Origin of the sequence: Arthrobacter sp. JZ12, from assembly GCF_035189165.1 — a bacterium.
GTDB lineage: Bacteria > Actinomycetota > Actinomycetes > Actinomycetales > Micrococcaceae > Arthrobacter_D.
The window spans coordinates 2,649,443-2,669,844 of the sequence record NZ_CP045246.1 but is presented as its reverse complement, the minus strand read 5'-3'; the positions used below and the strand labels follow the sequence as shown (position 1 = coordinate 2,669,844).

The following is a 20,402-nucleotide window of genomic DNA, read 5'->3' as shown; positions in this document are numbered from 1 at the left end:
GCGCCGGTAGTGCGCGGTCCGCGGGAGCGGATGCCGCAGGCTGGGGCTATGCCTTCCTGGACCCCGGCCGCAGAAACTTCCGCCGTCGTGCTGGTTACTTCCTCCCAGCGAATCCGTGATGAGGTGGCGAGGGTTGCCGTCGCAGCCGGCCTCAGCGTGACCCCCACTGCAACGGTGAATGAGGCGCTCGCGCTGCGTCCCGCCGTCGTGCTGTTGGACAGTGGAAGCGCAGGTTCCGCCGTCCCGGGGTGCACCGTCATCCTCGTCGGGGTTGAGGGTGGGGAGTCCCGGGCCTGGACGGCCGCTTCCCGCTGTGGCGCCGACCGGGTTGCCATCCTTCCGCAGGCCGCCGGTTGGCTGGCCGAGCATCTGGGCGCGCTGCACCACGCGAACCAGGGCAAGGTGGTGGGCGTGCTCGGTGCTTCCGGCGGTGCAGGTGCCAGCGTCACCAGTTGCTGGCTGGCCGCTGCCGCGGCCGACCGCGGCCTTCGCGCACTTCTCGTGGACGGTGACCCGTTAGGCGGCGGGCTGGAGGTAGTGCTTGGCAGCGAACTGAGCACCGGGGTCCGTTGGCCCGATCTGGGAGAAGTTCGCGGAACGCTCAACCCGGACCAGTTGGTACACGCCCTTCCCGCGGTAGGCGGCTTCTCACTGCTGTCCATGGGGACGGACCCGCCGGCACCGGGAGTCCTCGCGTCGCCGGCTGTGCCGCCGGTCATGGAAGCAGCTCGAGCCGCCTTTGACATCACTGTTGTAGACATCGCGCGCGGGTGGTCTGCTGACGGCTCGCTGCTGCCGTACTGCGACACGGTGCTGCTCCTTGTTCCGGGCAGGATCAGGGTAATTGCAGCGGCCCGGGCAGTTGCGGACCAACTGCAACCGCTCCCTGTCTTCGCCGGAGTGCGCGGGCCGCTCGGGCCGGACTTGGATCCGGAGCGCGTGGCTCGGGCGGTGGGAGTTTCGAGTATCGGCTATCTGCCCTACCTGCGGGCAGCGCCGGGCGCAGAGAACCAGGGCGGCGTGCTGAGTCTCGCTCGTCGTCGTTCTGTTCGCTCCTTCACCCGGTCGGTGCTCGACGCGGTGCTGCCTGCTTCGCTGCGGCCGGCAGCATGAGCCAGCGGATGAGGGCCCGGCGCGTGCAGAGCGCCCAGCCGACGGATCAGGCGATGGTGGAGCAGGTTCGCGACGCCGTTCTCAGCGAGGCATCTCCGGTGACGGGCGCCCGTCTTGCCGCTGCAGTCCAGTCGACCGGTCGGTTGCTGGGCTCGGAGGGTGCGTTCCGCACCCTGGACCGGGTGCGGGCCGAACTTCAGGGGCTGGGTCCGCTCCAGCGTTTCGCTGAAGATCCGGCCGTCACCGACATCCTCGTGAACGGTCCCGGTGCCGTTTGGGTGGACGACGGGAACGGGCTGCACAGGACCGATCTGACGTTTCCCACCGACGCCGAGGTTAGGGCGCTGGCCACGCGGCTGGTTGCAGCGGGAGGCCGAAGGCTGGACGACGGAAGCCCATGCGTGGACGTTCGGCTGGACCGCTACCGGGTGCATGCCGTCCTGCCTCCGCTGTCAACCGTTGGAACCCTGCTCTCGGTGCGCATTCAGCGCCAACGACACTTTTCATTCGATGAGCTTGTCGCCGGCGGCGCCATGGATTCTTCGACCGCCACCGTTCTGCGGCAAATCGTGCAACGCCGCCTGAACTTCCTCATAAGCGGGGCAACCGGAACCGGCAAGACCACGTTGCTCTCAGCCCTCCTATCCTTGAGCAGCCCGCACGAGCGCCTTGTTACGGTGGAGGACTCCGCCGAGTTGAGTCCCGCGCATCCTCACGTTATTGGCCTCCAGGCCCGTCACGGGAACGTCGAGGGAAGCGGTGCAGTAGGTTTGGCGGAGTTGGTCCGCCAGGCCCTGCGCATGCGTCCCGACCGGCTGGTTGTGGGTGAGTGCCGCGGAGCGGAGGTTCGCGAGCTGCTCACGGCAATGAACACAGGCCACGACGGCGCCGGCGGAACCATTCACGCGAACTCCGCTTCGAGCGTTCCCGCCCGGCTCGCCGCCCTCGCCGCACTGGCCGGAATGGACGCCGGCCCGCTCGCTCAGCAGGCAGCGAGCGCACTGGACGTCATTGTGCATGTCGTGCGCAGCGGGGGAGGCCGGACGGTCCAGGAGATCGGTGTCCTGCAACGGGCCGCTGATGGTGGCCTCACTGTGCTCGCTGCACTCACCCGCAGGGGCAGCGTCTCGGAGCGCGGACCGGGCTGGCAGAACCTGACGGCTCGGCTGGAACGGGGACGGTGAGGTGGACGGTGCTGCAGTGGCCTGTCTGCTCTTCGCCGCGTGCTGGCTGCTGGCCATGCCCCGGCGCTTTCATGCGACGCTTCGTATTGGAGGGACGCAGCGCGGGGCAACTTCGGAGCATGTGCCGATCCGGTGGCGGCCACCCGTCCGGGTTGACCGCCACGACATTCCGCTTTTCGTTCATCAGCTGACAGGTCTACTTCAGGCGGGACGCACGCCGCTGCAGTTGTGGGGAGACGCACTCGGTGGGAGCAAGGTGAGCAGCAGTAACGGGAGCAGTCGTAACGGATTCTCCGCAGCCGCACGCCCCGTGCTGGAGGCCGCCCACCAGGCCGCCGTACTGGGACTGAGCGTTCCGCACGTCCTCCGGAACGCCTCAGTAACCACGAAGGAACCCGCCATGCGGGACCTGTGGGCAGACCTCGCATCCTGCCTTGAAGTCGCAGACCGTAGCGGCGCCCCGCTTGCAGGTGTCCTCGCGCGCTATGCGGTGCAATGCGAGTCCCAGTTGGACTCCGACGCGGCGCGGGACACGGCGCTCGCCGGACCCCGTGCCACCGTTCGGCTCTTGTCCTGGTTGCCACTGTTCGGTCTGGGGGTCGGCTATCTCATCGGTGTTGACCCGCTGGCTGTGCTTCTCGGTTCCATCCCCGGCGTCGCAGCCCTGTGCGCAGGTGTTGTACTGATGATCGCCGGCCGCATCTGGTCCAGACGGTTGGTTCAGGCAGCGGCTGGAGACGCATCATGACCGGCGGCGTACTCTCTGCGCTTCTGTTCGCTGCCTGCTGGGTCTTGCACCTGGCCCCGTCTCTCCAAGCCCCACCTCGCCTAGCCCCGCCTCCTCAGGGTTGGCCGCTCCGGGGGCGGCCGCCCGACTCCACGAGGGTCACCAAACGGAAGCACGGCGAGATTCCGCATGACGATCCTGCACTCATGATGGACCTGATGGCGGCCATGCTGGCGGCCGTGTCCTCACTCGAGTACGGCCTTTCAGTGCTCGCGCGGTCATCGTCTCCGCCGACGGGCGCTGCCTTGAGGACCGTGACTACCGCCCTCGATCTCGGCGCAACGTGGGACGTGGCATGGGACATTGCGCTGCCGTCCAACACTGGCGCCATCGCGCCGCTGGGGCAGGCCCTGCGCTTCGCCGGAACCACCGGTGCTCCATCCGCAGCGGTCGTGACGGCGTATGCCGCCCAGTTCCGGCGCAGAAGGAACCGGCAGGCTGAGAAACGGGCGGCTGCCCTGGGCGTGCGCCTGGTGGTTCCACTGGGCCTCTGCTCCCTGCCCGCGTTCGTCTGCCTGGGGGTGATCCCCATCCTCGTGGGTCTGTTCCCCACCTTCGGGTGAGCGGGATTCGCGCTCCACAGTCCCCGAAGCTTCCTGCACTTATCCACTTACAGGCACCAGCCGCAAAAGCTCCCCGCCTTCCGCGAAAAACTCAAAGCAGCCGCTGAAGCCGAAGCGGCGAGGATCGGGCAGAACCCCTGCGCGATCCAGCCACACCCCCAACCCCTGGTCCCAGCACAACCTGAAGGAGATCCCATGTCACACCCCATCACCCGAACTGTCCACAACCAGCCTCGGCGGGAAGCAGACGGCAGCGACCTTGCCTCAGCAATGCTTCGGCCCTGCCAGCCGCGGGATGCCTCTGTCCGCAGTGGAAGGCAGCCCCTCATGGGGTCGGAAGCAGGGCTCGCCACCGCGGAATACGCAATCGCCACGCTGGCCGCGGTTGGATTCGCTGCGCTGCTGGTGGCGGTTCTCTCAAGCGGGGAGATCCAGGGCATGCTGATGTCACTGGTCACCTCCGCGCTCACGTTCGGCTAAGCCGTCGTGCCCCGCACAGGTCCTGCTAAACGTGTAGCGAAGGAAGGCGGTGCCGTGACTGCCGAAGTCGCCGTCGTCCTTCCCGCAGTCGTCGTCCTGCTTGCAGCGGTTCTTGGCGCCGCATCCGTGGGCATAACGCAGTTGCGGATCGAGGAGGCTGCGCGGGCAGGAGCGCGTGAGGTTATGCGCGGTGAATCTCCCGCCGTCGTCCAGGCCACGGTAAGCAGGATCGCCGGCGGTGACGCCGCGTTCGCCGTGCAGGATGAGGGTGGCTTCCGCACTGTGACGGTGTCAGGAAGCGTGGATGCACCCGTGCTGGACCTTTTCGACCTCGAGCTCAGCGCTCGGGCGGTCGCCAGTCCGGAGCTTCGCGGATGAGCCTGCCTGCACCGGGGCAAAGGCCCGGTCCCGACAGGGAGGCTGGTGCGGGCACGGTACTGACGGCCGGAGTGGCGATGGTTGCACTCCTGTTGGTAGCTGCGGTGGGCCTGTTAACCCAGGCCTCCGTGGCTGCGTCCCGGGCAGCGACGGCGGCGGATCTGTCTGCACTCGCCGCGGCCGATGCCGCCCGTGGAATCCGGGACGGGACCCCTTGCGTGGTTGCCAATGCAACGGTGGCGCAGCACAAGGCTGTCCTTGCCTCCTGTGAAGTCCAAGGCGAGCAGGGGCACATTGTGCAGGTGCAGACAGAGATCCGCGCGGTTCCCTTCCTGCCGCCGGCTGTGGGAAGGGCGCGTGCCGGACCGCCGCCGAAAACGTCCGACCGACCATGAAGAGAGGAGGATTACCCGTCCGTCATGCTCGCCTCTGGCGCAGGCTCGCCGTCCGGAGCCTGCGCCAGCAGCATGCGCAGGAGGGTGAGCGCGCCGGATTTGCTCAGCGGGTTATTGCGGTTGCCACACTTGGGCGACTGGACGCAGGAAGGACAACCGTCGTCGCACTCGCAGGACTGGATGGCATCGGCGGTTGCGCCCAGCCAGGTCGCTGCCGCTTCGAAGCCGCGCTCGGCGAAGCCGGCACCGCCAGGGTGCCCGTCGTAGACAAAGATGGTGGGCAGGCCGGTATCCGCATGCAGCGCGGTGGACACCCCACCAATGTCCCACCGGTCACTGGAAGCCACGAGGGGAAGCAGCCCGATCGCCGCATGCTCGGCTGCATGCAGGGCACCGGGCAGATCGGCCGCGGTGATGCCGGAGCTTTCCAGCAGGCGGTTGTCGCACTCGAACCAGACACTCTTGGTGAAGAGGTCACGCGCTCCAAGGTCGAGAGGCTCTTCGCCGAGGATCTCGTTGGAGACAAACGCCTTGCGCTGGAAGGAGATCACCTGGGTGGTGACCTTCACCTCGCCGAAGCAGACGCGGATGGGGCCCCAGGGCACGCTGCGCTGCTCCGAGATCACCTCGATCTGCGTGACGTCCCGGGCCTGCGTGTAATAGTCGGGATTGGCGCGGGTGACGATCGCGCAGTGGTCCTGCTCGTTCAGTTCCTCGACAACGTAGCTTTGGCCCTGATGGATGTACACCGCACCGGTGTGGGCCTGGTAGTGGCTCTGCGGCGAGTCCATTGTGCCGAGAACGGACCCCGTCTCGCTCTCGATGATGTTGATCGGTCCGCCGCCGTCGGCCCGCAGGTTAACCATTCCTGCTGCGCTCTGCGGGTGCGTCCAGAACCAGCCGGCTGGGCGCCGGCGCAGCAGTCCCTGATCCACCAGCTGGCCGAGCAGGGTGGGAGCCGTAGTCCCGAAGAGCGGCAGGTCCCCTTCGGCCAGGGGAATCTCCGCGGCGGCAGCGCACAGGTGCGGCCCAAGCACGTACGGGTTGGCGGGATCGAAAACCGTCGCCTCAACACCCACATCGAACACCGCCTCAGGATGGTGAACCAGATAGGTGTCCAAGGGGTCGTCGCTCGCCACGAAGGCAGCAAGCGCGTCCTGCCCGGAGCGCCCGGCCCGGCCGATCTGCTGCAGGAGCGAAGCACGTGTGCCGGGCCACCCCGCCACCAGCACCGCGTCTAGACCGGAGATGTCGATGCCCAGTTCCAGTGCCGAGGTGCTGGCCACACCCAGTAGGCGGCCTGACCGCAGCGCCGACTCAAGCTGGCGGCGCTCCTCAGGCAGGTATCCGGAACGGTAGGCGGCCACCCGTGCCGGAAGGCTCGGCTCAACCTCCTGCAGGAGCCTCTTGGTGTTCGCAGCAATGCTTTCAGCACCACGGCGCGATTTGATGAACGCGATGGTGCGCACATGGGCGGAGACAAGGTTTGTGAGCAGGTCCGACGTTTCAGCGATGACCGTCCGGCGCTGACGCGCGCCGTTCTCCCCACGGAGCTCGGTCAGCTGCGGCTCCCAGAACGCAACCGTGGTGGAGCCGTGAGGCGAGGCGTCCTCGGTGAAGGAACGGACCGGTGCGCCGATGAGCTTTCCGAAAGACTCACCGGGCGCAGCAGAAGTCGCTGACGCACCGATGAATACCGGACGGGCACCATAGAACTCGCAGACCCTGCGCAGCCTGCGCAGCAGGTTCGCCACGTGGGACCCGAAGACCCCCCGGTAGCTGTGCGCCTCATCCACGACCACGTAGGCGAGGCGACGGAAGAAACGCGCCCACCACGCGTGGTTGGGCAGAATTCCGTAGTGCAGCATGTCCGGATTCGCGAGCACCAGATTGGCATGGTCGCGTATCCAGCGCCGCGCTCCTGAGTCGGTGTCCCCGTCGTACGTGTCAGCTCGGACGGTTGAAAGACCAAGGGAAGAGATCGCCGAAAGCTGGTCGGCCGCCAGCGCCTTGGTGGGGGAGAGGTAAAGAGCGACGGCGCCCGCGGGCTCCAGCGCGATCTGCTCCTGAAGCGCGGAACGATGGATGGCATCGAGCACCGGCAGCTGGTAGCTAAGCGACTTGCCGGAGGCGGTTCCCGTCGCGATCACCACGTGGGATCCGCTGTGCGCCGCGTCAGCGGCTTCAGCCTGGTGCTTCCAGGGCTCGGCAATACCCTGGGCACGGTAAGCGGCAACAACGTCATCATGAACCCAGGCCGGCCACGCGCTGTGAACAGCCTCGCGCGGCGGCAGATGCCGCACATGGACCAGCTGCTCAGGATCCTCGCCGCCCAGCAGCGGAATCAGGGAATCATGGGCAGGCACCAGCCCATTCTGTCACCCCGGCTCCCACGGGCGGGGTGGATTTCGCCCTCAGCGGCGAATCACGAAGACGTCGGCCAGATGCGTCCAGCCCAGGTGCTGGTACAGGTGCCGTCCATCGGCAGAAGCCATCAGCAGGCCGGTGTCCACGTCCTCCTCCAGGATGTCGGCAGTCAGGGCACGCATGACAAAACTGCCCAGTCCCCGCCGTCGGTACTTCTCCTCAGTGACAATGCGGTCGAAAACCGCATAGCCGTCCTGCCGGGCCACAGATCCGCGCGCCGCCTCCTCACCGTTCGCAGTGACCGAGACCCTCCGGCACTGCGCCTCACGGATGTGGTGGAGGGTGAACACGTCGTCGGGCGGAAGGGGATCCTCCACGTCCTGTTCCTCCATATCAGCACTCATCAGCGCCTGCCAGCGGTCGGTGACGCGCATTCCCAGCGGTTCGGCAGCGTCAATGAGGTCCTGCATGCGGTTGGTGATCACCGTAAGTACGCGGTAGGAGTCCTCGCGCGTTTCCTGCGCGAGTTTGAGGTACTCACCGATGGTGGGCTCATACACGATGGTTTCGAGATGATTCTGCTGGTCGGTGAGCAGGACGGACATGCTCAGACCGTTGTCCTGCGCTTCGTAGCCGCGGCACTTGGCCTAGCCGAAAACCCAGGTGCGGACAAGCTGGTCGGAAAGTACTGCTTCCATGAGTGAACGATAGTGGTGCTGCGGGTGCTTGAACATAGCAGGACGGAGTGGTCGCCGATTTGGAGCGGGCAGTTCTGCCGCCGGTACCCTTTAACGCGTGCCCATGAACCGTATCGTCCTCTACTACGCCTTCACCCCGCTGCCTGATCCGGAGGCAATCCGGCTCTGGCAGCGCGCCCTGTGCGAGAAGCTCGGGCTCCGCGGCCGCATCCTCATCTCGAAGGACGGGATCAACGGAACCGTGGGCGGCGAGCTCAACGCCGTCAAACAATACGTAAAGACAACACGTGAGTACCCGGCCTTCAAGAAGATGGACATCAAGTGGTCCGAGGGCGGAGCGGACGACTTCCCGCGCCTGAGCGTGAAGGTCCGCGACGAGATCGTGTCCTTCGGTGCGCCGGGTGAGCTGAAGGTTGACGAGAACGGCGTTGTCGGCGGAGGCGTCCACCTGCGGCCGGAACAGCTGCACCAGCTGGTGGACGAGCGCGGCGATGAGGTTGTCTTCTTCGACGGCCGCAACGCGCTCGAGGCGCAGATTGGGAAGTTCCGGAATGCGGTGGTTCCCGATGTGAACACCACCCACGACTTTGTCCGCGAACTGGACTCCGGGAAGTACGACCACCTGAAGGACAAGCCCGTGGTCACCTACTGCACCGGGGGCATCCGCTGCGAGGTTCTCTCCAGCCTGATGGTCAACCGCGGCTTCAACGAGGTGTATCAGCTGCAGGGCGGCATAGTCCGGTACGGCGAGGCCTACGGCGACTCGGGGCTGTGGGAGGGTTCGCTCTACGTCTTCGACAAGCGGATGCACGTCGAATTCACCAAGGACGCCAAGACCATCGGCAAGTGCGTCCGCTGCCAGGCGGCCACCAACAAGTTCGAGAACTGCTCCAACCTGAGCTGCCGCAATCTCACCCTCTACTGCGCTGACTGCGCTGCGGACCCGGCCACGCTCCGCTGCCCGCAGGGGTGTGAGACGGACGAGGCCGAAGCGACAGCTGTCGGCGCCGCCTAGCCAGCCTAGTTGGGGTGACGGCCAGCTAGGACGACGGCGGTGGGCCGGGTTCCAGCGCCACAACCCAGACCATGTCCACGCCGGAATTGGTGATGGCAACTTCCAGGTTTTCGGCCGGTGCCATCACCTGAATGTGCGATGACACAGCCGAACCGGAGCATCCGACCGATCCGTCCCCGACCGGTTCTCCGTCAGCTGTAACGGCCACGGCCATGCTGTCGCCGGAGGCAACACCGTTCCGGTCCGCACATGCCATCCGCAGCTCGTACCAACCGGCGTCGGTGTTGTGGAAAGCGCCCATGCTCGGTTCGGACCCCTGGTGCGTGCCCGTGAGGTGCGTGCCCTCGTGGCTCCCCAGAACGGACTCGGCCCAGACGGCTGTATCCGCGCCCAACCCGGCGGATGGCGCTTCTTCCGTCGGCGACGTGCACGACGTAAGACTGAGCGCGCCCAATGCCGCACAGATGGCTGCCACGGTGCGCATTGCGTAGTTCCCCATCCGCCAAGTAAACCCCATCCGACAACCTAGACTGGCCAGCGTGACGAACTTCGCCGCCGTACCCGGTGCCCCCCGAAGCGACGACCAGGACCTCCTCGATCGGCTCGCCGCCGACCTGCGGGACATCAACTACACGGTCGACGGCGTCGCGGACCTGGTCGGGCCGGACGCCTACGCGGCGCTTGAGCGGGACCAGCCCGTTCCCGCCCTGCTGGCGGCCCGCGCCGCCGTCGACGGCGCCGGCGGTGACCATGCCGCCGGTGGCAGCCAAGCAACCCGACGACTGGCCGCCGTCGTGCTGGTGTTCCTGCTGGGGGAGGCGCTGCCTCCTGACGTCCTCGCCGCCGCCCTGCCGCAGACCACGGTTGCGGGACTGCAGACCCTGAACCTGCTGGAAGAGTACGACGACGGCGCGTCCCTCCGCGCGGCGGTGGACCTGCGCCCCTACTCCTCGGATACCGGCGGTGAGGTGTGGGTCGCGTCGGATCTGGGTTCGCATGTGCGTCCGGGCGTGCTGCGCGCCGACCACGTGCTGGGGATCGGGCAGGCCTCCCTTACCCTTGCCCAGTTCGCCGTGCGGCAACCCGTGCAGCGGGCGCTGGATCTGGGAACCGGCTGCGGAATCCAGACCTTTCACCTGCTGGCTCACGCAGGGCACGTCACAGCAACCGACATCTCTGAGCGGGCACTCGCCATGACCCGGTTCAACCTGCTGCTCAACGCCGATGCGCTCGGAATCGATCCGCTCAACCTTGACGCCCGTGTCTCCCTGAGGCTGGGCAGCCTGCTGGAGCCGGTGGCTGGGGAGACCTTCGATCAGGTGGTGTCCAACCCGCCATTCGTCATCACGCCGCGCAGCGCCGGCGAACAGGCCGAGGACCGCTTCACCTACCGCGACGGCGGCCTCGCTGGGGACGCGATCGTCGCCACACTGATTTCCGGCCTCCCCTCGGTGCTGAAGCCCGGCGGGACGGCCCAACTGCTTGGTAACTGGGAGATTCCGCAGGGCGCCTCGTGGCAGGAACGGATCACCGGGTGGCTGGAGGACACCGCTGACGCCTGGGTGATCCAGCGCGAGCAGCTTCCGCCCACGCAGTACGCCGAGACCTGGCTGCGCGACGCCGCCGAGCAGCGGGACCCCGCACGTTTCGCCCAGCGCTTCAGTGCGTATCTCGCGGACTTCGCCTCACGCGCCGTGGAACACATCGGATTCGGGTACGTGTGGCTGCGTAACGCCGGTGGGCCGGCGAATCTTCGGCGCTTCGAAGAGATCACCTACGAGCTCGAGCAGCCCATCGGCCCGCACATCACCGCGGCCGTGGAGCGCCACGACTGGCTTGGCTCCTGCGAGGATCTGTCGCGCGTGCACCTGCTGGTAGCCGACGACGTCACCGAGGAGCGGCACCAGCGCCCGGGCGCCGAGCACCCGGGCGTGATCCTCCTTCGCCAGGGTGCCGGATTCCGGCGGACCAATCTGCTCAGCACCGAACTGGCCGGCTTTATGTCAGCGTGCGACGGCGAACTCTCCGCCGGGCAGATCATCGGTGCCCTTGCCGCGCTGCTGGACCGGACGGATGACGATTTCCGAAGCGGCCTTATCGGGGATGTACGCAATCTCGTGGCCGAGGGCTTCCTTCTTCCGGTGAAGGAAGACTGAGGACGTCGGCCGGGCTCGCTCGGCTCTGGAATAGGGATCGGGATATGCACAGACCTGCCCCGTCGGCGGGGTGCCCTGCGGCGAACCGTTACCCTAGTGCAGGTACGCATGCCGCATACTGTGAAGGGCAGGACGCCCGAACAACCTCATTCTGTGCTCAGATCGAGCGGCTTGCTGCTGTTTAAAGAAGTACCCGTACCGAGGAGAAAAGTGCCAACCAAGGCAACCGACAAGAAGCCCGGCAAGAAGCTCGTCATTGTCGAGTCTCCGGCCAAGAGCAAGACCATTGCGGGCTACCTCGGCGAGGGCTTCGAAGTAACTGCATCCATGGGGCACATCCGCGACCTGCCCCAGCCTTCCGACCTGCCAGCCGAGCTGAAAAAGAGCTCACTCGGCAAGTTCGCCGTGGACCTGGAAAAGGATTTCGAGCCTTACTACGTGGTCTCGGCCGACAAGAAGAAGCGGGTCGCCGAACTCAAGGCCGCCCTGAAGGACGCCAGCGAACTGTACCTGGCCACTGACGGTGACAGGGAGGGCGAGGCCATCGCCTGGCACCTGCTGGAGGTGCTCAAGCCCAAGGTACCCGTCTACCGGCTGACCTTCCCCGAAATCACCCGCGAAGCCATCCAGCGCGCCATGGAGGAGTTGCGGGACCTTGACATCCCCATGGTCGACGCACAGGAAACCCGGCGCATCCTCGACCGCCTCTACGGGTACGAGATCTCCCCAGTGCTGTGGCGCAAGGTGGCGCGGGGCCTGTCCGCAGGCCGAGTGCAGTCCGTGGCCACCCGCCTCGTGGTGGAAAGGGAGCGGGAGCGCATGGCGTTCCGCGCGGCGTCGTACTGGGATTTGACCGGAACGTTCTCGCCGGAGGATTCCGCCAAGGGCGAGTCGTTCAATGCGAAACTGGTGTCCGTAGATGGTACGCGGGTAGCAACGGGCAAGGACTTCACCGATCGCGGTGAACTCAAGACCCAGAACGTCGCCCTCCTCAACGAGGCGTCAGCCACGGCGCTCGCCGAGGGGCTGCAGCAGTCGGCCTTCGAGGTCCGCTCGGTCGAGACCAAGCCGTACACCCGCCGGCCGGCTGCGCCGTTCACCACCTCCACTCTCCAGCAGGAAGCCGCCCGCAAGCTGCGGTTCTCCTCTCGCGTGACCATGCAGGTTGCCCAGCGCCTGTATGAGAACGGCTACATCACGTACATGCGAACCGATTCGCCGGCCCTGAGCGACCAGGCGATCAACGCCGCCCGCAGGCAGGCCTCCGAGCTGTACGGAGCCGAGTATGTTCCGGACGCCCGCAGGGTCTACAAGGGCAAGTCCAAGAACGCGCAGGAAGCACACGAGGCCATCCGTCCCGCGGGCGATTCCTTCCGCACCCCGGCGCAGGTTGCGCAGCAGCTTCAGGGTGACGAATTCCGGCTGTACGAGCTGATTTGGAAGCGCACGGTCGCCTCCCAGATGGCGGATGCCAAGGGCTCGACCGCCTCGGTCCGCCTTGGCGCGGTCACCGCCGACGGCAAGGATGCCGAGTTCGCCGCGTCCGGAACGGTCATCACCTTCCGCGGCTTCCTGGCTGCCTATGAGGAAGGGCGGGATGCCTCCCGCGATGACGAAGACCGGACAGACGCCGACGACGCCGGACAGGGCGGCCGCCTGCCGAACCTCGCCACCGGCGACGCTCTGGGAGTGGACTCCGTCCAGCCCGTGGGGCACGAGACCTCGCCGCCGCCGCGGTACACGGAAGCGTCGCTCGTCAAGGTGCTCGAAGAGCGCGGTATCGGCAGGCCGTCCACGTACGCTGCCACTATCTCCACCATCATGGACCGGGGCTACGTCCGGACTCGCGGGCAGGCCCTGGTTCCGAGCTGGATTGCGTTCTCGGTGGTTCGCCTGTTGGAGGAGCACTTCCACGACTACGTGGACTATGACTTCACGGCGGAACTGGAGGAGGACCTCGACCGGATCGCCCGAGGCGAGCAGGGGCGGGTTCAGTGGCTCAACCACTTCTACTACGGAGACCAGAGCCACACCGGCCTGAACACGATCGTCAACGACCTCGGCGAGATCGACGCGCGGCGCATCAACTCGGTTGAAATTGCCGACGGCATTGTGCTTCGGGTCGGCAAATTCGGTCCCTACCTCGAGAAACCGCTGCCGGCGGACGCTCCGGAAGGAACGGAGCCGCAGCGCGCCAACGTGCCCGAAGACCTGGCTCCCGATGAGCTCACCGCAGAGAAGGCGGTGGAGCTCATGAACAACCCGGCTTCCGAGGAGCGGGTCCTGGGGACAGATCCCGAGACAGGACGCACCATCGTGGCGCGTGACGGCCGCTACGGACCGTACGTCATCGAGCTCATTCCCGAGCCGACGGCGGAGGAACTGGCCAATCAGCCGGTGGAGTATTACAAGAACGGGAAGCCGAAGCCGCCGAAGAAGCCTGCGAAGGTCAAGCCGCGCACCGGATCGCTCTTCAAGAGCATGTCGATCGAAACTGTCACGCTCGAAGACGCGCTCAAGCTGATGAACCTGCCCCGGGTCCTCGGACAGGACGCCGAAGGCAACGAAATCACCGTGCAGAACGGGCGCTTCGGCCCCTACCTGAAGAAGGGGTCCGATTCCCGTTCCATCGGATCGGAAGAGGAAATCTTCACCATCACGCTGGAACAGGCGCTCGAAATCTACTCACAGCCCAAGCAGCGTGGAGCCCGGACAGCTGCCCCGCCGCTGGCCGAGTTCGGGGACGACCCGGTGTCCGAGAAGCCGATCGTGGTCAAGGAGGGCCGTTTCGGTCCTTACATTACTGACGGCGTCACGAACATCACCGTGCCGCGATCGACCGCGATCGAGGAGTTGACCAGGGAGACGGCAGTGGCGTTGCTGGCGGAGAAGCGTGCAAAGGGGCCCGCTCCCCGCAAGTCGGGAGGTCGTGCACCGGCCAAGCGCAAGGCGACGGCGCGGAAGTAGCCCGCGCTCAGCAGTTGCATGGGCCGGCTGCGGATTAAGACGCCGCCGGCGCACCCTACATAATGGGACCATGCGGCTAGGCGTTCTCGATATCGGATCCAATACTGTCCATCTGTTGTTGGTGGACGCGCACGCCGGGGCTCGCCCGGTTCCCTATGCGTCCCACAAGCGGCCACTGCAGCTTGTGAGCTACCTGGACCCGGAAGGGTGCATCAGCGAGGACGGGCAGCGCGAACTCATCGCCTTCATCAAGCAGGCCCGGGCGTTTGCTGCCGAGCATCGGGCCGAGGACTTCCTTGCCTTCTGTACCTCCGCAATTCGCGAGTCCGGAAACGGCGAGGACGTGCTGCGACGGGTAGAGGCGGAAACCTCGGTTGTCCTGCAGGAACTCACCGGAGCAGAGGAAGCCGCCGCCACCTTTCAGGCCGTTCGGCGATGGTACGGATGGGGCACCGGTTCCATTCTCAACCTCGACATCGGGGGAGGTTCCTTCGAGATGGCCATGGGCCATGACGAACTGCCCGAGGTGGCCCAATCCGTTCCCCTCGGCGCAGGCCGGCTGACACGGGAATGGCTCCCCGGCGACCCGCCGGCTCCGCGCGACGTCAAGCAGCTCCGCCGCTACATCCGGCAGACACTCAAAGACTCGGCCAGCGCCTTCGCAGGGCTGGGGAAGCCACACCTGGTTGCCGGCACGTCCAAGACTTTCCGGTCCCTGGCACGCATCGCCGGGGCAGCGCCTTCAGCGGCGGGCCCGTTTGTGCGGCGGACCCTGCGCTATGAGGATCTTGCGCTCTGGTCGAAGCGCCTGGAAGCGATGCCCGTCTCCGACAGGGTGAATCTCGACGGCGTCTCTGAGTTGCGCGCACGCCAGGTGCTTGCCGGGGCACTGGTGGCGGAAGCCGCCTTCGAAGCCTTCAATGTGACGCAGATGGACATCTGCCCCTGGGCACTGCGCGAAGGGCTCATTCTCCGCCGCTTCGACCACTTCATGTTCGAGGCCGATGAACCCATGCCGTCCGTCGGCGTCGGTCATGTGCGTCTTGGCGCGCAGGGGTCCTGACACCCCGACAGGCATGCAATAGGCGTTAATTTAGGCACCGGACCAGCACCCCAAAAGGAAGTGCCGGTGAGCGTCAGCGTGATTGGGGGAAACACTGCTGTTGCTCACCGGCACTGACCGGGCCAGGGAGAGCCCGGCTTCATCACTCGCACCTTTATGAGGTGATAACGACTGTACTGGAAAACCTTGGAGCTGACCCCCATACAGGCTGTGAGGATGCTGGGAATCCAGCCGCCATGACACGATGGGCCAATGGCTACTTCCATCTCCCAGCACATCTCCTTCCTTGGCTGCGGTTCAATGAACGGCGCAATTCTTACCGGTCTCCTTGCCGCCGGCCTACCGGCGAGCCAGGTGACCGCGACGGTGCGAACCCCCGAGAAGGCTGCAGCCCTCGCAGGCAGGCACGCAGTGGCCGCGCTGTCCACAGCCGAGGACTCCGGCGCCAATCGGAAAGCCGCTGAAGCGGCCGACGTCGTCCTGCTGGGTGTGAAGCCGGTGGGCATTCTCGACCTGGCGCGGGAGATCGGTCCTGCACTGAAGCCGGGCACGGTGGTGATCAGTGTCGCGGCAGCCATTTCGATCGACATGCTCGAAGCAGCGCTGCCTCCGGGCCAGCCGGTGATCCGCAGCATGCCCAACACACCGTCCAGCCTGGGCAGGGGCGTCCTCTCGATCTCGGCCGGCACAAATGCCACGCCTGAGCTCATGGAGCAGGCACGCACCATCCTCGGAGCCGCCGGAACGGTGGTCGAAGTACCCGAGGAGCAGGTGGATGCGCTGTCAGCCGTCAGCGGTTCCGGGCCGGCGTACGCGTTCTACCTGGCGGAGGCAATGGCCGCGGCCGGTGTGAAACTGGGGCTCGACGAGGACCTGGCACGGCTGCTGGCCACCCAGACGGTTGCCGGTGCGGGTTTCATGCTCGCCGAGGACGGCGCAGATGCTACAGCGCTGCGCAAGGCGGTGACCAGCCCCAACGGCACCACCGAACGGGCTATCGCCACTTTCGAAGAGCAGGGGCTGCCCGACATCATCGCCGCAGGCGCCCGCGCCGCCGCGGAACGTGCCGCAGCCATAACCCGCGAACTAGGCGGCTGACGCCTCAGGGGCGGGCGGCGAACCGCTCCAGCAGGTCCACGTGACCGGAGACAATGAGCATGTCCCGGCTGGTCACCTTGGTGTCGGGGCGGGCATAGGTGAAGTCTTCACCCGGCGACTTCACACCGACCACGGTTACCCCGTACTTGGAGCGCACCGCCGACTCGCCGAGCGTGAAGCCCTGTGTCTCCTTCGGCGGGTACATCTTCACGATGGCGAAGCCGTCGTCGAACTCGATGAAGTCCAGCATCCGGCCGCCCACCAGGTGGGCAGCCCGCTGGCCGGCGTCAGCCTCCGGATAGATCACGTGGTTCGCCCCGATGCGCTTCAGGATCTTGCCGTGCGAGGGCGTGATGGCCTTGACCCAGAGGTTGTCGATGTTGAGGTCCACCAGGTTGGCGGTGATGAGCACGCTCGACTCGATGGATGTACCGACACCGACGACGGCGGCGGTGAACTCCTGCGCGCCGAGCTGGCGCAGCGCGTCGATATTGGTGGCATCCGCTTCGACAACGTGGGTCAGGACGCCGGCCCATTTCTGGACCAGCTGCGGGTCCTTTTCGATGGCAAGGACTTCGCGTCCCTGCTTCACCAGCTGCTCAGCGGTCGCGGAGCCGAATCGGCCCAGGCCGATCACGAGCACTGGCGCGTTGTGTGCTGGTCTGTCAGCCAATGATCGGCCTCTCTTCCGGGTAGTGGTAGAGCGTGCTGCGTTGGCGCAGTGCAAGCGCCGATGCAAGGGTAATCGTTCCGAGGCGTCCGGCGAACATCAGCGCGGAGAGCACGTACTTGCCCTCGGGAGGCAGCTCCGCGCTGAGATTGGTGCTCAGGCCGCAGGTGGCGAATGCGGAGATCACTTCGAAGAGCACCCGGTTCAGTTCCTCGCCCGAGATCCACAGGATGAGGCCCGTGCCGACCAGGACGATCGTGGCGCCCATGAACAGCACGGAAATCGCAACGCGCATGGCGCCCTGCGGGATTTTGCGGCCGTAGACACTGACATCCGAGTCGCCGCGACCCTCGGCAAGGATCGCCAGAAACATCAGGGCAATGGTCGTGACCTTGATGCCGCCGGCGGTCGACGCCGAACCGCCGCCTGCAAACATCAGCGCGTCGGTCAGAAGCATCGTGGTGGACTCCATTTCGCTCTGATCCACCAGATTGAAGCCGCCCGAGCGGGTCATGACCGAGGCAAAGACCGCGTGGATCACCTTGTCGCTTGCGCTCAACTCGCCGATAGTCCGAGTGTTGGACCACTCCATCAGCCCCCACAGCACCGTTCCGGCGAACAGCAGGATGAGCGACACATTGATGGTGAGCTTTGCGTGCAGGCTCCATTTCCGCACATGGTGGCGGAACTGCAGGAGGACCAGAATCACCGGGAATCCGAGGCTGCCGATGAAGACGCCGAGCATGAGCGGTACGAGGATCCACAGGTCCGTTTCGTAGGGAACCAGGCCGTCCGAGTGCGGTGTGAAGCCCGCGTTGTTGAAGGCCGAGATGGAGTAGAAAATCCCGTGCCAGACGGCCAGCCAGAACGGCTCTCCCAGAATCATGAACCGCGGAATAAGGGCCAGCGCCAGAACCACCTCCACCACCACCGACGTGGTGATGACGATCCTCAGCAGCGTGCCGACTTCCCCTAGGCGGGTTGCGTTGTTCAGGGCGGACTGCGCCAGCAGCTTGCCGCGCACGCCCAGGCGCTTGCTCACCACCAGTGCAAGCAGGGAGGCCAGGGTCAGCGTCCCCAGCCCACCGACGAAGATGGCGACAAGAATGACCAGTTGCCCGAAGAAGGACCAGTAGGCGGCTGTCGAGACAACGGTGAGGCCCACAACGCACACTGCGGAGACGGCAGTGAACAGCGCGTCGTGCAGGGGTGTGAAATCTCCGGACCGGCTTGCGAACGGCAGGCTGAGCAGGAAGGTGAAGAGCAGGACAACGAGCGCGAAGATCAGGAGGGCAACGCGCGCGGGCGAGCTGTTGACTACTCCGTCAATGAAATCCCGTGCCCTGCGGAGCAGCCGGAGATCGACCCGGTCCTCACCGCCCAACCAGGACGGTTGTTCTCTTGCCATCCCTGACGATCAGCTCCCGTTTCTCCTGCGGTCCCTTTGCGGTGTGCCGCTGGGCCTCCCGAGTAGTAAACCACTTTCCCCTGAACCTCGTGGGCAGGAGAGCCCCTGATCGCGTAGCCTGCTGGAGTGGCAAGTAGTTCCGATGACGCGTCCGCAGCGCCCTTCCCAACCAGGGTCGTGTGGGACGAAGCCATGCTTGCCTACAACTTCGGTTCCCACCATCCGATGAATCCGTTGCGGCTGGACCTGACGGCGAGGCTGCTGAATTTGGTCGGCCTCTTCGACCTGCCTCAGGTAACGCGCGAGATTCCGGACGTGGCCGACGACGCCAGCCTTCTCACAGTGCACGACGCCGACTACGTCCAGGCGGTCAAGGACGCGGACGCTGATCCCGACAGCGCGGACGGGGCAGTAGGGATCGGCACGGACGATACTCCCGCCTTCCCCGGAATGCACTCAGCCAGTGCGCGGATGGTTGGCGGATCCCTCGCCGCCGCAGAGGCCGTGCTGTCCGGGAGCGCGCAGCATGCAGTCAACTTCGGCGGCGGACTGCACCACGCGGGGCGGGCCAGGGCCGGCGGCTTCTGCATCTATAACGACGCGGCAGCGGCTATCCAGCGCCTGCTCGACGGGGGAGTGCAGCGCGTGCTCTATCTCGACGTCGACGCCCACCACGGCGATGGCACTCAGGAGATTTTCTGGGACGACAAGCGCGTTATGACCATCTCCCTGCACGAGACAGGCATGAGCCTGTTCCCCGGAACCGGTTTCCCGGACGAACTTGGGGGCCCCTCCGCGTTCGGGTTCGCGGTCAACCTTGCGCTGCCGACCATCACCAGCGACTCAGGGTTCCTGCGCGCGTTCCACGCGGTGGTTCCCCAGTTGGCCACTGCGTTCCAGCCTGAAGTGATCGTGAGCCAGCACGGCTGCGACAGCCACCGGGACGACCCCCTGACCAACCTCCGATTCACGGTGGATGCCCAGTATGCGGCGGCCGTCGCGATCCGCGATCTCGCCTCAAGCCTCTGCGAAGGGCGGTGGATCGCTACCGGGGGCGGCGGCTACAACATCACCTCGGTGGTTCCGCGGTCATGGACTCTGCTCACCGCCGTGGCCGCCGGCACGGACATCACTCCCTCATCGCCCGTACCCGAGCCGTGGCGAGCGTACGTGAAAGAACACTTTGGGAGCACCGCGCCCTACGTGTTCGGAGATGGGTCCGACACCTGGTGGCAGTCCTGGGAAGCCGGCTTCGACCCCAACGAAAACCTGGACCGTGCCATCATGGCCACCCGCAAGGCGGTCTTCCCGCTGCACGGGCTTGACCCGTGGTTTGACTGAACCTGCCCCATCGCCTCCTCTACCACTCAAGGGATGCCTCTTTCGTTATATGCGGCTAAGGTAATGGGATGGTCGTGGATGATGTATTCGCCGTCATCGCTGAACCCACCCGCCGACACATTCTGGTCTCGCTGCGAGACGGGGACAAGGCTGTAGGCGAACTGGTTCAGCAACTGGAGGTCAGCCAGCCCACCGTTTCCAAGCATTTGAAGGTGCTGAGGGAGGCAGGGCTGGTGTCCATGCGGGCGCAGGGGCAGAAGCGTTTCTACTCGCTGAACGCTGAACCTCTCGAGGGCGTAGCCTCCTGGCTGGCAGAGTTCCAGCCGGCCGTTTCCGCGGAGCATGTGCTGGCGCCCGCCGTCATTGAAGCCGATCTGGAAGAACTGTTGGTGGCCCGATCCGGAGCAGGCAACCCGGAGGCGGTCCAGCCGTTTGGCCGCACTGTGGGGCGCGCAGCAGAGCGTGCCGCTGACCTCCTCTCACAGTTCCCAAAGCTCCGGCGCCGCAAGGAGTAACTCCCGAATGCGGCGGATCCGTCCGGCGTCATATTTCGTTCACACATTTGCCGAATGTTTGCCACGCGCTAACCTCGTTCCATGACAACCCGTTGGTATGCGTATTTTGCGTTGGCTCTGAAGGAGCCGCGTCAGGTGACACTCACCTAATACGCCTACCAACCCCTTCAGAGCCAACCGGGCAGGACAAGTTCCTGCCCTTCG

At 65.8% G+C, this 20,402-nt stretch carries 19 protein-coding genes; 14 read left to right on the top strand and 5 right to left on the bottom strand.

Going from position 1 to position 20,402, the window contains the following annotated elements:
* Positions 1–48 precede the first annotated feature (48 nt).
* From ssd to GC088_RS12355, 7 genes are all read left to right on the top strand, one after another.
* Positions 49–1,113: a septum site-determining protein Ssd gene (gene ssd / locus GC088_RS12385; protein WP_323959296.1), complete on the top strand. Its 1,065-nt coding sequence runs from the start codon at positions 49–51 to the stop codon at positions 1,111–1,113.
* Positions 1,110–2,297, top strand: a complete 1,188-nt coding sequence (locus GC088_RS12380; protein ID WP_323959295.1) for a TadA family conjugal transfer-associated ATPase — start codon at positions 1,110–1,112, stop codon at positions 2,295–2,297. Before ssd ends, GC088_RS12380 begins: the two co-directional genes overlap by 4 nt.
* 1 nt (position 2,298) lies before the next feature.
* Positions 2,299–3,045, top strand: coding sequence for a type II secretion system F family protein (locus GC088_RS12375; protein ID WP_323959294.1), 747 nt, complete (start codon positions 2,299–2,301; stop codon positions 3,043–3,045).
* A 185-nt stretch (positions 3,046–3,230) separates the two neighbouring features.
* Positions 3,231–3,647 (top strand): type II secretion system F family protein, encoded by a 417-nt coding sequence (locus GC088_RS12370; protein WP_323959293.1) that lies wholly within the window; start codon positions 3,231–3,233, stop codon positions 3,645–3,647.
* Between the two features lie 195 nt (positions 3,648–3,842).
* The gene (locus GC088_RS12365; protein ID WP_323959292.1) at positions 3,843–4,127 is read left to right on the top strand and encodes a DUF4244 domain-containing protein; all 285 of its coding nucleotides are present in this window, start codon (positions 3,843–3,845) and stop codon (positions 4,125–4,127) included.
* Positions 4,128–4,181: 54 nt separating this feature from the next.
* Positions 4,182–4,505, top strand: coding sequence for a TadE family type IV pilus minor pilin (locus tag GC088_RS12360; RefSeq protein ID WP_323959291.1), 324 nt, complete (start codon positions 4,182–4,184; stop codon positions 4,503–4,505).
* A complete protein-coding gene (locus GC088_RS12355; RefSeq protein ID WP_323959290.1) occupies positions 4,502–4,900 on the top strand; it encodes an Rv3654c family TadE-like protein in 399 nt (132 codons plus the stop codon). The genes GC088_RS12360 and GC088_RS12355 overlap by 4 nt, the downstream gene beginning before the upstream one ends.
* An 11-nt stretch (positions 4,901–4,911) precedes the next feature.
* Here GC088_RS12355 and GC088_RS12350 read toward each other — a convergent pair whose 3' ends face one another.
* On the bottom strand, positions 4,912–7,266 hold the full coding sequence (locus tag GC088_RS12350) for a DNA 3'-5' helicase SftH (RefSeq protein ID WP_323959289.1): 2,355 nt from the start codon (positions 7,264–7,266) through the stop codon (positions 4,912–4,914).
* 48 nt (positions 7,267–7,314) lie between these two features.
* Entirely contained in the window at positions 7,315–7,872 is a 558-nt protein-coding gene (locus GC088_RS12345) for a GNAT family N-acetyltransferase (RefSeq protein WP_323959288.1), read from the bottom strand.
* A gap of 190 nt (positions 7,873–8,062) precedes the next feature.
* Here GC088_RS12345 and GC088_RS12340 point away from each other — a divergent pair, with 190 nt between their 5' ends.
* Entirely contained in the window at positions 8,063–8,980 is a 918-nt protein-coding gene (locus GC088_RS12340) for an oxygen-dependent tRNA uridine(34) hydroxylase TrhO (RefSeq protein ID WP_323959287.1), read from the top strand.
* Between the two features lie 25 nt (positions 8,981–9,005).
* Here the strand turns inward: GC088_RS12340 and GC088_RS12335 are convergent, their stop codons facing one another.
* Positions 9,006–9,479, bottom strand: coding sequence for a hypothetical protein (locus GC088_RS12335; RefSeq protein WP_323959286.1), 474 nt, complete (start codon positions 9,477–9,479; stop codon positions 9,006–9,008).
* 40 nt (positions 9,480–9,519) lie between these two features.
* Between GC088_RS12335 and GC088_RS12330 the strand changes: the two genes are divergently transcribed.
* The 4 genes from GC088_RS12330 (at position 9,520) to proC (ending at position 16,264) form a co-directional block, all read left to right on the top strand.
* Complete coding sequence (locus tag GC088_RS12330; protein WP_323959285.1) at positions 9,520–11,136, top strand: DUF7059 domain-containing protein; 1,617 nt, start codon at positions 9,520–9,522, stop codon at positions 11,134–11,136.
* 210 nt (positions 11,137–11,346) lie between these two features.
* Positions 11,347–14,103, top strand: coding sequence for a type I DNA topoisomerase (gene topA / locus GC088_RS12325; protein WP_323959284.1), 2,757 nt, complete (start codon positions 11,347–11,349; stop codon positions 14,101–14,103).
* A 70-nt stretch (positions 14,104–14,173) separates the two neighbouring features.
* Entirely contained in the window at positions 14,174–15,166 is a 993-nt protein-coding gene (locus GC088_RS12320) for a Ppx/GppA phosphatase family protein (RefSeq protein WP_323959283.1), read from the top strand.
* Between the two features lie 264 nt (positions 15,167–15,430).
* Entirely contained in the window at positions 15,431–16,264 is an 834-nt protein-coding gene (gene proC / locus GC088_RS12315) for a pyrroline-5-carboxylate reductase (RefSeq protein ID WP_323962067.1), read from the top strand.
* Between the two features lie 4 nt (positions 16,265–16,268).
* Here proC and GC088_RS12310 read toward each other — a convergent pair whose 3' ends face one another.
* Together GC088_RS12310 and GC088_RS12305 are read right to left on the bottom strand one after the other, a co-directional pair.
* Positions 16,269–16,907: a potassium channel family protein gene (locus GC088_RS12310; protein WP_323962065.1), complete on the bottom strand. Its 639-nt coding sequence runs from the start codon at positions 16,905–16,907 to the stop codon at positions 16,269–16,271.
* Positions 16,908–16,929: 22 nt separating this feature from the next.
* A complete protein-coding gene (locus tag GC088_RS12305; RefSeq protein ID WP_323959282.1) occupies positions 16,930–18,342 on the bottom strand; it encodes a TrkH family potassium uptake protein in 1,413 nt (470 codons plus the stop codon).
* 192 nt (positions 18,343–18,534) lie between these two features.
* Here GC088_RS12305 and GC088_RS12300 point away from each other — a divergent pair, with 192 nt between their 5' ends.
* Both GC088_RS12300 and GC088_RS12295 read left to right on the top strand, forming a co-directional pair.
* Entirely contained in the window at positions 18,535–19,683 is a 1,149-nt protein-coding gene (locus GC088_RS12300; RefSeq protein WP_323962063.1) for an acetoin utilization protein AcuC, read from the top strand.
* Positions 19,684–19,751: 68 nt separating this feature from the next.
* The gene (locus GC088_RS12295; RefSeq protein WP_323959281.1) at positions 19,752–20,198 is read left to right on the top strand and encodes an ArsR/SmtB family transcription factor; all 447 of its coding nucleotides are present in this window, start codon (positions 19,752–19,754) and stop codon (positions 20,196–20,198) included.
* Positions 20,199–20,402: the final 204 nt, after the last annotated feature.